This window comes from Vibrio sp. R11-SG3-ISO9 (genome assembly GCF_059834255.1).
In genome coordinates, this window is the sequence record NZ_JCBDGU010000005.1 from 43,537 (window position 1) to 57,783 (window position 14,247).

Below are 14,247 nucleotides of genomic sequence, written 5' to 3' on the forward strand. Positions count from 1 at the left end.
ACAATCAAAATTTCTAACGATGTTATCGAGCGTTTTAACCAGCTAGGATGACCAGTTACTTACTACGATTGGTATCAGCTATCTTTAACTGAACAAGCTTCCTGCTATTGAATTCAATGCTAATAACAGCCAGTTGTTGGGAGAATGGGCTCAACGCATGATTGAGCCCTGCTGTATTTCAAGTGTGAAACCGTTGTTCTTTAAACGGTAAGCTAAAAGCGATACTGGTATTGCATACCAACTAGCAGTGCGTCTGCGCTAACGTCCGCAGTAATGTTGCTCTGAGATCCAGGTATCGTCGTTAGGCTCTCATCGACATAATCTGTCTCGCCCATCACAATGCCGACACCAAGATCGATGCTGCTGTTTTGTGTCATTGCATAGCTACCTCCAACGGTTAACCAGTGACGATTTACGTCAGGAATCGACAAAGACGTCAGGCTGTCTGTCGGTGATGCGTCATACATATAACCCGTACGCAGAGTCAATTTGCTTGACGCGGTGTAAGTTGCACCGATTGAAACGTGCCCAGCGTCTTTCCATTGGTACTCCTTAATGGAGCTTTCATAAGAGGCTGATGTCAATGCATCAAACTCAGACCAATTCACCCACTGAATACTGTAGTGTGCCGCCCATGATTCGTTGAGCTTGTGCCATCCAGAGAACTCAATTGTGTCTGGTAGAGGGACATTCATTTTGTCCGCAGGTACACCACCTTTCGTAATCGTGCCTTCTACCTCGATGTCTGGGCTATAGCGATAAGCTAAACCAAAGCGATGATTGTCATTGAGCTGATAAGTCACACCAAGGTTTGCGCCAAGACCAACACCGTTCGCATCAATATCGACCAGCCCCTTACGGTAAATTTCACCTTCACCGTAAATCACATCGAGCCCACCACCTATATTGATTTTTTCTGACAACTCATAAGCAATTGCTAGGCCTAAGTTGACACTGGTCAACGTGGTTTTTCCGCCAAACTCACTTGCAGAAAATGAATCATCAAATTCAACGTCTGTACCGAAATTGGAATGTACCGTAGCGCCAAGGGTGAACTTGCTATTACTGAGCGGATGTACGTAATGAAAGTTAGGAACTAAGGTGCCTTGACCAAGAGATTGGTCGTCTAGTGTTTCAGTATCACCAACGATTGGCGTGTAGCTCACATTAGAAACGTCAATCTCGCTGTCGATATAGACTGCGCCAACCGATAGCATTGGCTCATCAATGTATGCCATCGCTGCGCTGTTTTTTGATACCACTGCCGCGCTATCCGCTATCACAGCATCACCAGCAAAAGCACGGCCTAGGCCTGTAGCAGATTGGGCGTTCAATTGGAAACCCGCAGCCTGTGTAAAACATGGAAGCAACGCAACGGTAGAGGTAATGAGAAGTCGATTATTCATTGTCTGCTACCTCTGTTTCGATGTGCTCATCGTTGTCAATTTCGATAGCGTGACCGTCTGTCACAACCATGGATGCTACTGCGACTTGTTGCGTGTTGGTTGCATCCCAAACATATGAAAGCTCTCCATTGTCAGGTAGCCCAGGTAAACCTGATTCATCCATTGTCCCCTCATACGGGAACATGTAAGTACCGTGCCCGCCTGTGGTTGCGCGAATTACACCTCGCGTCTGTTCAAGAGATTGAAAAGGTACTGGCGTCGAACCAACAATCTGAGTCAATCCAAGCGCCTTAATAAGAGGATCTGTACCGGTGCGAATATTGTCAGGAGCAGAGTTCGGAACAACGCTGTCAGGCACATAATCTTCACCCACATCGCAAGTTTCACCGCAGCTACCCACAGCTGCCAAGAGCAGAGTTGGTTGTTGGTTTGCAACTTGTCTCGAGGTAAAGCTTGCTGGCTCTGAACCGTCGATAGTCATCTGTACACCTTGCTTGAGATCAGTCACGATCAAATCAAAGATGTCGTCTTCTAGCTGGCTCACCGTAATCGCGTTCTCTTCAGATGCAGCGACAAACTCACGTAACGCTTCAATACAAACTTGATTGCTTGCATCTGGAGTACACACATCAGGAATAACGGTTTCAGCAATACTGCGCTGTACATCCGGTGATTTTTTCACAGCTTCAGACATTTCCGGTCCTAAAGTCTGAGAAGAAAGGACTAGATTGGTTAAGCCTTGGCCCGGAACAACAAAGTTCACAGTATTGAAAGCAAACTTAGGATGATTTTGACTGAACTCGCTTACCATCACCGACATGATCCCACCAAGAGAGTGCCCTACTAGGTGAATTCGATCTTTATCGACCCAAGACGCTTCGTTCAATGCATATCGCAAACCTAAAAAATCAGAGACTGATTGCTGCAAGTTGGAGCGCAACGCCAATGGTGAGTCGATATTGATGAAGAAAGACTTGTTTGCACGTGCGCTGATCTCAATGTCATCTTGGTTGTCAGAATCAACGTCATTAGCGTAGCGCATGCGCTCACCGTGATATGGCATGTCGATAGCAACTACCGCATAACCTTTCTCTGTATAATCTCGAGCCATCAAAGAAGCGGCTGACTTATCCGCGGTAACACCATGAATGAAAACAACCGTTGGTAATTGACTAGCACCATCCCAATTTGCTGGTGTATAAATATCAGTCGTGATTGTCTGAGTCTCTACAACATCTGGTAAAGGATCAGATTTTGTAGGAAACCCACCCGAACTGGTTTTCATCCACTCATACAGTGGTGGACATGACTCAATTGGATCAAATTCGCTAAGCGTACACTCAACTTCGCGAGATTCTGTAAAGGGTAAATAAAACGGAATGTTTAATTTACTCTTATAGAGATCGTATTTCGTTCGATTGTCTTCAATGTTTTGTAATTCGGAAATAAATTCAGTGTTTTGACGAGCATGATTACTTCGCATCGCATCTAGTGTTGAATATGCACTTTGAGTTTTAAACTGAGCAGCATATACAGGGTTGCCTTTCCCTTTATATAAAGAGATGGCTGTTAATATCTGTTCCTGCAGATCTTGATTCTGGTTTGAATTTAGTGGAGCTAAACCATAAAGAATATCTGTAAAACTGTCGTCAGCTTGAAGCGGTTCACCAAATTCGGTTTTAACAGCATCAGTCACGACAACATAATATAGTTGGTTAGGCTTTAAGCTTGCCTCACACTCGATTTTAATATTGCTTCCGTCTGCTGATATTTGTGTATTAATTTCCTGACCAGAATCATCCATTAATACCACGTTGCCTTGTAAGCTATTCGCATCTAATGGAAACCGCTTGTCAGAATTAATACTCTGTAAAGGAATTAAAATCGGTTCGGCACACAAGCCCCAACCATCTATAGCAGAATATGAGTTGTTATAGTCTTGGTAATACTCTTCGCCATTCAAAGCCAAAAGAGCTTGTCTTTCTCCGCTACCTGTAATAGTGCCATCGTTATCATAGCCGTAACCATCGTTTGGTTTCGGCAACTCTTGAACATTATATGGAACAAAAACAGACACTGCTTCTTGTGTGGTGCTCTCGTCAGATTGACACCCAACTAGCGCCAATGCGATTAGTCCGCATAGATGTGATTTTTTGAATTTAGACAAAGCATCTCCTCATTTGAGCATCTTCGTGCTCGGTGCCGATATGTCGGTTCATGGTTGAACTTGGAGCTGAGCTCAGCTCTCCTATTTGTGGTCAGCAATGAATGGTGAATCGAGTCGATAACTAAAGAAGGTTGCGTATTTGCACTGCCAACTGATAACAACCAGAACTTCTTCACCATTTAACTTGCGACGCCGAAGAAACTACGTAAGAGCCTTGAACACTCAATCACACCCACTAAATCAGCTTCACATCCAAATGATCCAACACGCCTCCTTTTTAGGCACCTTAAACAACCTCAAACAAGTTCAAAAATGTTTATCAGAGAACATCAATCACACAAAATATTACGTGATATCGGTAACTTGGAGGTTTAGAAGTGTCAAATGAGGTTTGTTTATAAATGTGCTGTCTTTTGTTATATTTCAGTAAAGGCGTTTATTAAATGAGATAGAGTATGTCCGCTGAATTCACCATCAACGATGAAATACAAGTTGATCTAAAAGAGTACGAAATTCACCACCCCAAGACTGGGCGAACCTTTACCTTAGGCTCAAATGAGGTTGAGCTACTCAAGTTTTTCTTCAAGAACCCTAACCAAGTAATCACTCGCCAGGCCCTCATTGAGCAAGTTTGGGAATCAAAAGGTATCTACGTAGAAGATGGCAGTTTGATGCAAACCATCTCTCTTTGCCGAAAAGCATTAGAAGATAAAGCGGGGCTGTTGATTGTTACTGAACGCGGTAAAGGCTATCGATTTTCTGGCAGAGTTGTTGAGGGAAAAGTTGAAGTCAAACTGGATGAAACTCCAGAAGTCGTTCAAGTTGAAGAGCAGGAAGAACAACCAAAAGCGACGCCAATAAAGTTAATTCCAATCACGTTGGTTTTAATCATGAGTACTGTCCTATCCTATTTAGGTTTCACCTACTTCGAAAAAGTCTCTGTTTCTAAACTCGTGACTACATCGCATTATCTGACCTGTAGAATTACGAGTGACCATATAAAATATAAAGAACTTTATAACGTCACCATGTATGAGTATGAAGATAGAAACATCATTATTGACCATACGGGTAAATCGCTTAGCTTTCCAAACGAATTTACAGGAGTAGAGTGTGAGTAAAAATAACGCGCTAATTGTATTCGTAGCAATTTTAGGTATTGCTCTAGGCTGGCTTGCGACAATATTTACAAGTTCTAAACTGGAAGGTCATTATTTGGCTAACCCCGTTAATGTTATTATGCCGCCTAATGACATTATTTATAACGCCTCTTCAATCAATATTGAATTTAAACAGAATAACAGCTATGACCTTCTTTATGTCACCGATAGAGAAGTTGGATTTACATCATCAGGAAGTTACAGCATTACTGGTAAGCATATTTCGCTAGACGAAGAGCAACATCAGCAAATTATTCCTAACCGTGAACTCGATTTTTACGAAAAGGTGATGATTAGTGAAGGCTCTGTTTTATCGTCAGACTTCATGCCTTATATTCCAATTGGAAAAGATGAAGTTTTATTGGTGACACCGAATTCTATGCTGCACTTGTGTAAATCGGTCGCATGTAAGGATCTTCCACACTATGAAAATGAAGTGCCAAAACTCGTAGAGCCAGAAGAGTAGCGTAGCTAGTTCAAGTTCAAACAACCAACACTTATCTAGGGGCTATTGCCCCTTTTTTGTTCATTTAACCATCAGAATAATCTACAACCCCTACAAACAGCATACTCTCACTCCCGCACGTTACAAATCCAACCTAAAAGCAACATCTCCAATACAAGGTGATCCGACCGATGTTCTAGCTCTTCATAGATTTCTTTTATTAACATCTAAACAACACTATTTAATCACTATTAATTGCTGAAATTAACATCAAAAAATTTTTTTGTTTTAGATCATGCGAACTTCAACTTGACCTCGTGCCACAGAACAGTTTTCTGTACATTCAATGACATATTCTGAAACAGTTTCTTATATTTTTTAAAACTTAGTGGAGATTTCTATGTTAGAACTCTTAATTGGATTAGTGGTAACCATTGCCGTTGGCTACTTTATTGTTAAAGGTTATAAGGCAGCAGGCGTACTACTTACAGCGGGTATCGCGTTACTTCTTATCACGGGGTTGATCGGTCACACTGTTCTACCAGCAAAAGTAGCATCTACAGGCAACATGGTTACCGATGCACTTGAATTTGTTAAATACATGCTTCAGTACCGTGGTGGCGGTCTAGGTATGCAAATCATGCTTCTTTGTGGTTTCGCGTCTTACATGACTCACATTGGCGCGAACAATGTCGTTGTTAAGCAGTTCTCTAAGCCACTATCGGTTATCAAATCTCCTTATGCGCTTTTAGTTGCGGCTTACATCGTAGCGTGTCTGATGTCTCTAGCAGTTAGCTCAGCAACAGGCCTTGGCGTACTATTGATGGCTACCCTATTCCCAATGATGACTGCTATGGGTATCTCTCGTCCTGCTGCTGTAGCAGTGTGTGCGTCTCCTGCTGCAATCATTCTTTCTCCTACATCAGGTGACGTTGTTATTGCTGCAGAGAAATCAGGCTTAGCGCTAGACGTGTTTGCGGTTCAAACGGTTCTGCCTGTTTCTATCTGTGCAATCATCGTGATGGCTGCAGCGGCTTTCTTCTGGAATAAGTACCTAGACCAGAAAGAAAACACGCCAATGGAAAAGATTGATGTGTCAGAGATCGAAGCGAACGCTCCAGCTTTCTATGCTGCTCTACCGTTCTTACCAATTATCGGTGTTTTCCTATTCAACGGTCGTACTATTCCTGGCTTACAGCTTGATATCTACACCATTGTTGTAGGGTCTATTTTTGTAGGCGCGCTGGTCGATTACGTAGTTAAGAAATTCGATGGCGAGAAAACACTGGAAGACTTGGACTCTTGTTACCAAGGTATGGCAGAAGCGTTTAAAGGCGTAGTAATGCTCTTGGTTGCGGCTGGTGTATTTGCACAAGGCCTGATGTCTATTGGTGCAATCGACAACCTAATTGGACTCGCAGAAGCTGCTGGTGCTGGCGGTATCGCTCTAATGCTTATCCTAACAGGTCTGACAGTAGCAGCTGCAATCGCGACAGGTTCTGGTAATGCACCTTTCTACGCATTCGTTGAACTTGCACCTTCACTGGCTGCGAAGATGGGTCTGAACCCTGCGTTCCTTATCATTCCAATGCTTCAAGCATCTAACCTAGGCCGTACAATTTCTCCAGTATCTGGTGTAGTTGTAGCGACTTCAGGTATGGGTAAAATCAGCCCATTTGAAGTGGTAAAACGTACTTCTGTTCCAGTGATTTGTGGTCTGATTACGGTAATCTTCGGTACATTGGTATTGGTACCAATGGCTGCATAATGAATCGCTAACTTAGTTAACACCAATAAAAACGCCAAACTCACTGAGTTTGGCGTTTTTGTTTATTCTCTTGGAGATAAGAAGCGCTTAACGAGAAACGAAATTACTTCATCTCACCGTAGCGCTCTAGGTACAGAACCGTTGCAGCTGTTCTTGACGCAACCTGTAGCTTCTTAAGCAAGCTCTTCATATGTACCTTAACAGTCGATTCAGAGATGAAAAGATGATCAGCGATTTGTTTGTTACGGTAACCTTTCGCAACCTCTTGGAGGATCTGCATTTCGCGTTCAGTCAGTTGGTCAAAAATGTCTTCGCGACTTTCAGCATCGCTCAAGTAACGGGCGACCACGCTGCTGTACGCTTTATCTCCACTGTGCGCCTTTTTCAAAAGCTCAATCAGCTCATCAGGCTCAGTATCTTTTAGAAGGTAGCCATCAGCGCCAGCTTTTACGATTGCTTCAATGTCTGCTGGGCTATCAGAGACGGTAAGAATCACAATATTTGCGCTAGAGCCGTCAGTACGTAGTGCCTTCAAGGTATCTAACCCAGACATGCCCTTCATGTTCAGATCCAATAGGATCAGATCCGGATCTTCTTCATGAGCCATTGCGACTGCATCTGTGCCGTTGCTTGCTTCTCCGACTACTTCAAACTCATCTTCAAAACTGAGTAGCTGACTGATACCACGGCGCATCAACGGGTGGTCATCGACCAACATTACTTTACAAATCGTCAAGATTAACTTCCTTCAAACTTTTATACTTTAGAATGACTGTACAGCCCTTACCTTTCGCTGTTTCAATCGTTAGTTCGCCGTTCAGCCTTGCCGCGCGCTCCTGCATTATACTCATGCCATAGTGATTTACCTTAGTGGCACTATGGTCAAAACCATCTCCGTTATCCTTTATCACGACTAATACTTCGCCATTTTCATCGTTACAACATACATCGATTAAATCGGCATTGGCGTGTTTTATTGCATTTACGGTTGCTTCACGGATCAATTGAAGCAGATGAACTTGGCTATGTGCATCAAGTTCAATCGACGACAGATTATTGGTTAGATTAATCGTGCCATCTGTTCTTTCACTGAGTTGCTCAAGCATGGTGCTTAAAGCACCTCCGAAATTACCCTCTTTGATTGATAACCTAAAGGTCGTCAACAGCTCTCTTAGTTGAGTATAAGCCTCTGCAAGCCCATTCCCCAGCTCTAGAGCAATTTGTTCTGATTGTTCTCTGTGTTTATGCTCTGGGAGTTTTCCTATCACTCGCTTTAAGAGAGTAACTTGAATTTTCAAATAAGACAGTGACTGAGCTAGCGAGTCATGAAGCTCACGTGCAATCGTCGCACGCTCTTCCATGATGATCAGCTGCTCTGCTTGTTTCTGTGCGATGTTATAGTATACCGCACGTGAAAGTAGTCGAATAAAGTTATCAATTAACGCTTTTGTTGAATGCCCATGGTGGTAGCAGCAATACAAATAGCCAAGCGTGATTTCACTATCATCCAGCTTCATTTCAAATTTTTCGTAGTGCGAATTCTCGTCATATCCTTCATCAAGTACAAAAGAACGACCTGAGGGATCTAAGATCTCTAGTCTTAGTGACTCAATGTCTTCCAAACTCACTAAATGTTGAAGAATAGCTCTGAAGTTTTCTGGCGAGACTCGCGTTACACGCAGTTCTTGAGACGAGTTATAAAGCGCCTGCAGAGATTGGTTCGCACTCTGGAGTTCTTTGGTTTTTGCATCAACAACGTCTTCTAGGTTTCGATAAAGTGCGCCTAAATCTCGCGTCATCGAGTTGAAGGTCTTAGTTAAGATCCCAAGCTCATTGTTGTTTGTGACTTCCAAGTGGACTTCAAAGTCGCTGTTTTTGATTCTATGGCTCGCCGCGACTAGCGCATGCAGTGGTTTAACAACTTGTTTACGGACAAAATGAACAACAAAAAGAGATATGACTAGAATTCCACCCAGTCCAATACCACCAGCCCACGCCAGTTTGATGAGTTTATTTTCAGAAAATTCTTGGAGCTTAAATACGAAGCCATCGATTTCAGAAACGAAATTCTCAACGAGTACTAAGTAGTGTTGTCTGTCTGAACTATTGAGTACCTGTTTCAATTCATGCCATCGACCAATGATCAAATAATAGTCTTCTGTGATATGCGTCGGAACTTCCCAACCTACTAGGTCAGCCATCGACTCTGAGTACAGAGATGCTTCGAACTCTCGTATATGCTCGTCGTAATCGACTGATTGTACTTGAATATCATGAGCCAGACGGTAGCTCTGCATTCGCATTGAGCCAGCAACGTTGACCGCCTCCGCGTCATTAAGGCTTGACGCTAAAGTAAAGATTGCAAACCCCGTTGTCGCTACCGATAAAAGCAAGATAAAAAGCAGCGACTTAGCGATGGTGCTCGTAAGAGATGAAACAGGTTTAATAAGCAAAAGAAATTCCCAATCGTTCGAAGTAGCTTAACGGCGATTATTGTCACATATCGAAATTCATAGCTCCAACCAATATGTGACCGATCGCCGCGTAATTTATTGATCTAAGACAATATACAACCCCAATTAGCCCTTAGGGGGTATTTATGCAAATGTTTCTAAAACTACACTGTATGTGAGGATAAATTACAAGATGTTAATGAACAAACAGTCTACAATTACAACATCTTAGCAACATTTAAGGTGAGCATGTGCTAGATTTATCAAAACGGCGTCTGTTTTCTCGTAAAAAAGTGGATTTAAGCCTAATCCGGTTACCTTGGATTAAAGAGCTAAACAATTTTACTGATGACTGTACTCGCTGTGGAAAGTGCATCGATAAATGTGAAACGAGCATCATTGTGTTGGGCGACGGAGGATTCCCTACTGTCGATTTCTCAATTGATGAATGCACCTTTTGTTACCAATGTGCCGATGTTTGTCCTGAACCTATTTTTAAAAGTGAACAAGAAACACCTTGGCAAGCTAAAGCGTCTATCTCAGACAAATGCTTAGCCCAAAACAATGTTGAGTGCCGCAGCTGCGGTGATATGTGTGAGCCAATGGCGATACAGTTTCAACTCAGAGCCGGTGGTGTGGCCCTACCGAAAATCGATTTAGATGAGTGTAGCGGATGTGGTGCTTGCGTAGCAGTTTGCCCGACTTCAGCTATCCTTGTGAGTAATGCATAAATAAAAATAACGAGAGCAGTTTATGTCGCTAAACGAAGTACATATTTCAAGTTTAGTCGTGCATGTGAGCCCAGAGCACCTCTCCGAAATCAAAGCTGAAATCGAAAAATTCGACAATGCTGAGATTTATGGTGATAGCCCTGAAGGCAAGATCATCGTCGTGCTGGAAACAGAAAACCAAGGTTTTGTAACCGACACGATAGAAGCAATTAATAATATACAGAACGTTCTAGGAACCGCTTTGGTTTACCACCAAGTTGAAACAGATCTAGACGAATCAGAATTAGACACTGGAAGCAATAATTCTCAAATCGAGGGTGAAGTATGAAAATGACAAGACGTGCGTTTGTGAAAGCAAACGCGGCTGCATCAGCAGCAGCCGTTGCAGGTGTAACTCTACCAGCAACAGCAGCTAACCTGATCGCCAGCTCAGATGAAACAAAAATCACGTGGGATAAAGCGCCTTGTCGTTTTTGTGGTACGGGTTGTTCAGTACTGGTAGGTACTCAAAATGGTAAAGTGGTTGCGACTCAAGGCGACCCAGAAGCACCAGTAAACAAAGGCCTTAACTGTATCAAAGGCTACTTCCTTTCAAAAATCATGTACGGTAAGGATCGTCTAGATACGCCGCTACTTCGTATGAAAGATGGCAAATTCCATAAAGATGGTGATTTCGCACCAGTATCTTGGGATCAAGCTTTCGACGTAATGGCTGAAAAGTGGAAAGAAGCGCTGGCTAAGAAAGGTCCAACATCTGTTGGTATGTTCGGCTCTGGCCAATGGACAGTAATGGAAGGTTACGCTGCTGCAAAAATGATGAAAGCAGGTTTCCGTTCTAACAACATCGATCCAAACGCTCGTCACTGTATGGCTTCTGCTGTAGTTGGCTTCATGCGTACTTTCGGTATCGATGAACCAATGGGTTGTTACGATGACTTCGAACACGCGGACTCTTTCGTTCTGTGGGGTTCGAACATGGCAGAGATGCACCCTATCCTATGGACTCGTATTACTGACCGTCGCTTAAGCCACCCACATGTTAAAGTAAACGTACTGTCTACTTACTACCACCGTTCTTTTGAGCTAGCAGACCAAGGTTATATCTTTAACCCACAATCTGACCTTGCGATTGCAAACTTCATCGCTAACTACATCATCGAAAACGATGCAGTTAACTGGGACTTCGTGAACAAGCACACGAACTTCAAGCAAGCGGATACTGATATCGGTTATGGTCTACGTGATGAAGATCCACTACAGCAAGCTGCAGCGAATCCAAACTCAGGCAAAATGACATCTATCTCTTTCGAAGAGTACAAGAAGTCTGTTGCGCCATACACAGTAGAAAAAGCTTCTGAAATTTCAGGTGTTGAACCAGAGAAGCTAATCGAACTAGCGAAACAATACGCAGATCCAAACACGAAAGTAATGTCTCTATGGACTATGGGTATGAACCAACATACTCGTGGTGTATGGATGAACAGCCTTGTGTACAACATCCACCTATTGGTTGGTAAGATCGCAACTCCTGGTAACAGCCCATTCTCACTAACAGGTCAACCATCTGCATGTGGTACTGCTCGTGAAGTAGGTACATTTGCACACCGTCTACCAGCAGACATGGTGGTAATGAATCCTAAGCACCGTGAGTACGCAGAGAAAATTTGGGACATCCCTACTGGCGTTATCCCACCAAAACCAGGTTACCACGCGGTTCTTCAAGACCGTATGCTTAACGACGGCAAGCTAAACGCTTACTGGGTAATGTGTAATAACAACATGCAAGCTGGTCCAAACATCAACAACGAACGTCTACCGGGCTACCGTAACCCAGAGAACTTCATTGTATGTTCTGACCCATACCCAACAGCAACAGCTCAAGCAGCCGACCTGATTCTTCCTACAGCAATGTGGATCGAAAAAGAAGGTGCTTACGGTAACGCAGAGCGTCGTACACAAGCTTGGTACCAACAAGTTCCTGCAGTTGAAGGCGCGAAGTCGGATCTATGGCAAATCATGGAGTTCACTAAACGCTTCAAGATGGAAGAGATCTGGACTGAAGAGCAACTAGCTCTAGCTCCACAATGGCGTGGCAAGTCAATGTACGACATGCTTTTCCAGAACGGCAAAGTGAACAAGTACCCTCTATCTGAAGCTCAAGAGCTGAACGATGACGCAAAAGCAGCTGGTTTCTACATCCAGAAAGGTCTTTTCGAAGAGTACGCTGCGTTTGGTCGTGACCACGGACACGATTTAGCACCATACGATGTTTACCACACTGTACGTGGTCTACGTTGGCCTGTTGTTGACGGCAAAGAGACACTTTGGCGTTACAAAGAAGGTTCAGATCCATATGCGAAAGAAGGCTCAGGTTGGGACTTCTACGGTAAGCCAGATGGTAAAGCATTGATCATCTCTGCACCGTACGAAGCGCCACCAGAAGCACCAGATTCTGAGTTCGACATGTGGCTATGTACTGGCCGTGTTCTTGAGCACTGGCACACAGGTACTATGACTCGTCGTGTTCCAGAGCTTTACAAAGCCGTTCCAGATGCAGTGTGTTACATGCACCCTGCTGATGCGAAAGCTCGTGGCGTTCGTCGTGGTGAAGAAGTTCTTATTTCTAACAAGCGCGGTGAAGTACGAGTTCGTGTTGAAACTCGCGGCCGTAACCGTCCACCACAAGGCTTGGTATTCGTACCATTCTTTGATGCGCGCATTCTAATCAACAAGCTGATTCTAGATGCAACTGACCCACTATCGAAGCAAACAGACTTCAAGAAGTGTCCAGTTAAAATCACAAAAGTCGCTTAATTAGTTAAGAATGTCAGGGCTGCAGCCTTTGTGCAGCCCGCTATAAGAATTTAGCCATTCGGCGGAGAATAAATAATGAAAAAATTACTCATCACACTGTTATCTGTTGGTGCAATGATCGCTGGTGTTGCTCAAGCTGAGCTTGAAAACCCAGGTGGTATCGGTGGTGTAGAATCACTACGTGGTGCTAGCGAACTAGAATCAACTCGTCCTGCAGATGATTTTAAAAAGTTCCCTCGTGAACAAGTACTAGAAAGCGACTTCGTTTACCAGCCACCGTTGATCCCACACTCAACTCGTAGCTACGAAGTATCTCTTAACGCGAACAAATGTCTGTCATGCCACAGCTGGAAAAACGCGAAAGAGATGGGTGCAACTAAGATTAGTGTTACTCACTACATGAACCGTGAAGATGCTGTACTTGCAGACGTATCACCTCGTCGTTACTTCTGTCTTCAGTGCCACGTACCTCAAGCAAATGCAAAACCATTGATTGAGAATGAATACCAGCGCGTAGAATCTCTTCGCTAATCCGTACCTGAGAAGAGGCGAATTTATGAAACTATTAAAAACGTTTTGGAAAAGGCTATCGACGCCAAGTAAAGCTGCAGCAGGTGTACTACTGTTCATGGGCTTTGCAGGTGGTCTACTTTTCTGGGGTGCATTTAACACGGGGATGGAAGCAACCAACACAGAAGAATTCTGTTCTGGCTGTCACGCTCCTATCGTTGAAGAGATCCAAGAGACGATTCACTACTCAAACCGCTCAGGTGTTCGTGCAATCTGTTCAGACTGTCACGTACCACATGAATGGACTGATAAGATCGTTCGTAAAGTTCAAGCATCAAAAGAGCTATACGCACACTTCATTGCTAAGACAATCGACACGCCTGAGAAATTCAAAGAGCGTCGTCATCACTTAGCAGAGCGTGAGTGGGCTCGTTTGAAGAAGAACGACTCTCTAGAGTGTCGTAACTGTCACCAATTTGAGTTCATGGACTTCTCAGAGCAGAGTTCACGTAGTGCTAAGCAGCACTCAACAGCACTGGCTTCAGGCGAAAAAACGTGTGTAGACTGCCACAAAGGTATTGCACACAAACTGCCTGACATGCACGGTGTTGAAGGCTGGCAATAAGAGGATAAGCAATGAGTACTTTAGAATCAGTAATTTGGCATATCCTTGGTTACAGCGCGATGCCATTCATCATTCTTTCAGGCTTCGCAGTAGTTGCAGCTATCTCTATCTGGATTCTTTCATTCGGTAAAGATAAAGAAGTCGACTAATTAACATCAACTTTTTTTG

13 protein-coding genes are annotated in these 14,247 nt (G+C 43.6%); 9 read left to right on the forward strand and 4 right to left on the reverse strand.

Going from position 1 to position 14,247, the window contains the following annotated elements; translation table 11 throughout:
* Window positions 1–212: 212 nt before the first annotated feature.
* Window positions 213–1,406: an outer membrane protein transport protein gene (locus AC6R05_RS01505; RefSeq protein ID WP_500646363.1), complete on the reverse strand. Its 1,194-nt coding sequence runs from the start codon at window positions 1,404–1,406 to the stop codon at window positions 213–215.
* Complete coding sequence (locus AC6R05_RS01510; RefSeq protein WP_500646364.1) at window positions 1,399–3,573, reverse strand: alpha/beta fold hydrolase; 2,175 nt, start codon at window positions 3,571–3,573, stop codon at window positions 1,399–1,401. Before AC6R05_RS01510 ends, AC6R05_RS01505 begins: the two co-directional genes overlap by 8 nt.
* 455 nt (window positions 3,574–4,028) lie before the next feature.
* On the opposite strand from AC6R05_RS01510, the gene AC6R05_RS01515 reads away from it, so the two are divergent.
* The 3 genes from AC6R05_RS01515 to dcuC all read left to right on the forward strand — a co-directional run bounded on the left by AC6R05_RS01515 (window position 4,029) and on the right by dcuC (window position 6,946).
* Complete coding sequence (locus tag AC6R05_RS01515) at window positions 4,029–4,694, forward strand: winged helix-turn-helix domain-containing protein (protein ID WP_150869669.1); 666 nt, start codon at window positions 4,029–4,031, stop codon at window positions 4,692–4,694.
* Window positions 4,687–5,199: a hypothetical protein gene (locus AC6R05_RS01520; protein ID WP_150896527.1), complete on the forward strand. Its 513-nt coding sequence runs from the start codon at window positions 4,687–4,689 to the stop codon at window positions 5,197–5,199. Before AC6R05_RS01515 ends, AC6R05_RS01520 begins: the two co-directional genes overlap by 8 nt.
* Before the next feature lie 379 nt (window positions 5,200–5,578).
* The gene (gene dcuC, locus AC6R05_RS01525) at window positions 5,579–6,946 is read left to right on the forward strand and encodes an anaerobic C4-dicarboxylate transporter DcuC (RefSeq protein WP_032552655.1); all 1,368 of its coding nucleotides are present in this window, start codon (window positions 5,579–5,581) and stop codon (window positions 6,944–6,946) included.
* Between the two features lie 103 nt (window positions 6,947–7,049).
* Here the strand turns inward: dcuC and AC6R05_RS01530 are convergent, their stop codons facing one another.
* Together AC6R05_RS01530 and narQ are read right to left on the reverse strand one after the other, a co-directional pair.
* Window positions 7,050–7,682, reverse strand: a complete 633-nt coding sequence (locus AC6R05_RS01530; protein ID WP_032552656.1) for a response regulator — start codon at window positions 7,680–7,682, stop codon at window positions 7,050–7,052.
* Window positions 7,669–9,399, reverse strand: a complete 1,731-nt coding sequence (gene narQ / locus AC6R05_RS01535) for a nitrate/nitrite two-component system sensor histidine kinase NarQ (protein ID WP_500646365.1) — start codon at window positions 9,397–9,399, stop codon at window positions 7,669–7,671. The genes AC6R05_RS01530 and narQ overlap by 14 nt, the downstream gene beginning before the upstream one ends.
* Window positions 9,400–9,650: 251 nt before the next feature.
* Here narQ and napF point away from each other — a divergent pair, with 251 nt between their 5' ends.
* From napF to AC6R05_RS01565, 6 genes are all read left to right on the forward strand, one after another.
* Window positions 9,651–10,130: a ferredoxin-type protein NapF gene (gene napF / locus AC6R05_RS01540; RefSeq protein ID WP_152469609.1), complete on the forward strand. Its 480-nt coding sequence runs from the start codon at window positions 9,651–9,653 to the stop codon at window positions 10,128–10,130.
* 22 nt (window positions 10,131–10,152) lie between these two features.
* Window positions 10,153–10,458, forward strand: coding sequence for a chaperone NapD (locus AC6R05_RS01545; RefSeq protein WP_032552659.1), 306 nt, complete (start codon window positions 10,153–10,155; stop codon window positions 10,456–10,458).
* Window positions 10,455–12,944 carry a periplasmic nitrate reductase subunit alpha gene (napA, locus tag AC6R05_RS01550; RefSeq protein ID WP_032552660.1) on the forward strand — a complete coding sequence of 830 codons (2,490 nt, stop codon included), beginning with the start codon at window positions 10,455–10,457 and terminating at the stop codon, window positions 12,942–12,944. The genes AC6R05_RS01545 and napA overlap by 4 nt, the downstream gene beginning before the upstream one ends.
* 75 nt (window positions 12,945–13,019) lie before the next feature.
* Entirely contained in the window at window positions 13,020–13,475 is a 456-nt protein-coding gene (locus tag AC6R05_RS01555) for a nitrate reductase cytochrome c-type subunit (RefSeq protein WP_032552661.1), read from the forward strand.
* Between the two features lie 25 nt (window positions 13,476–13,500).
* Window positions 13,501–14,079, forward strand: coding sequence for a NapC/NirT family cytochrome c (locus AC6R05_RS01560; RefSeq protein ID WP_150869674.1), 579 nt, complete (start codon window positions 13,501–13,503; stop codon window positions 14,077–14,079).
* 11 nt (window positions 14,080–14,090) lie between these two features.
* The gene (locus AC6R05_RS01565) at window positions 14,091–14,228 is read left to right on the forward strand and encodes a TIGR02808 family protein (protein WP_084181907.1); all 138 of its coding nucleotides are present in this window, start codon (window positions 14,091–14,093) and stop codon (window positions 14,226–14,228) included.
* Window positions 14,229–14,247: the final 19 nt, after the last annotated feature.

Coding starts and splice junctions, on each gene's coding strand:
- AC6R05_RS01505 (WP_500646363.1), bottom strand. CDS start 1,406: ATGAATAATCGACTTCTCATTACCTCTACCGTTGCGTTGCTTCCATGT.
- AC6R05_RS01555 (WP_032552661.1), top strand. CDS start 13,020: ATGAAAAAATTACTCATCACACTGTTATCTGTTGGTGCAATGATCGCT.
- dcuC (WP_032552655.1), top strand. CDS start 5,579: ATGTTAGAACTCTTAATTGGATTAGTGGTAACCATTGCCGTTGGCTAC.
- AC6R05_RS01515 (WP_150869669.1), top strand. CDS start 4,029: ATGTCCGCTGAATTCACCATCAACGATGAAATACAAGTTGATCTAAAA.
- AC6R05_RS01560 (WP_150869674.1), top strand. CDS start 13,501: ATGAAACTATTAAAAACGTTTTGGAAAAGGCTATCGACGCCAAGTAAA.
- AC6R05_RS01545 (WP_032552659.1), top strand. CDS start 10,153: ATGTCGCTAAACGAAGTACATATTTCAAGTTTAGTCGTGCATGTGAGC.
- AC6R05_RS01565 (WP_084181907.1), top strand. CDS start 14,091: ATGAGTACTTTAGAATCAGTAATTTGGCATATCCTTGGTTACAGCGCG.
- napA (WP_032552660.1), top strand. CDS start 10,455: ATGAAAATGACAAGACGTGCGTTTGTGAAAGCAAACGCGGCTGCATCA.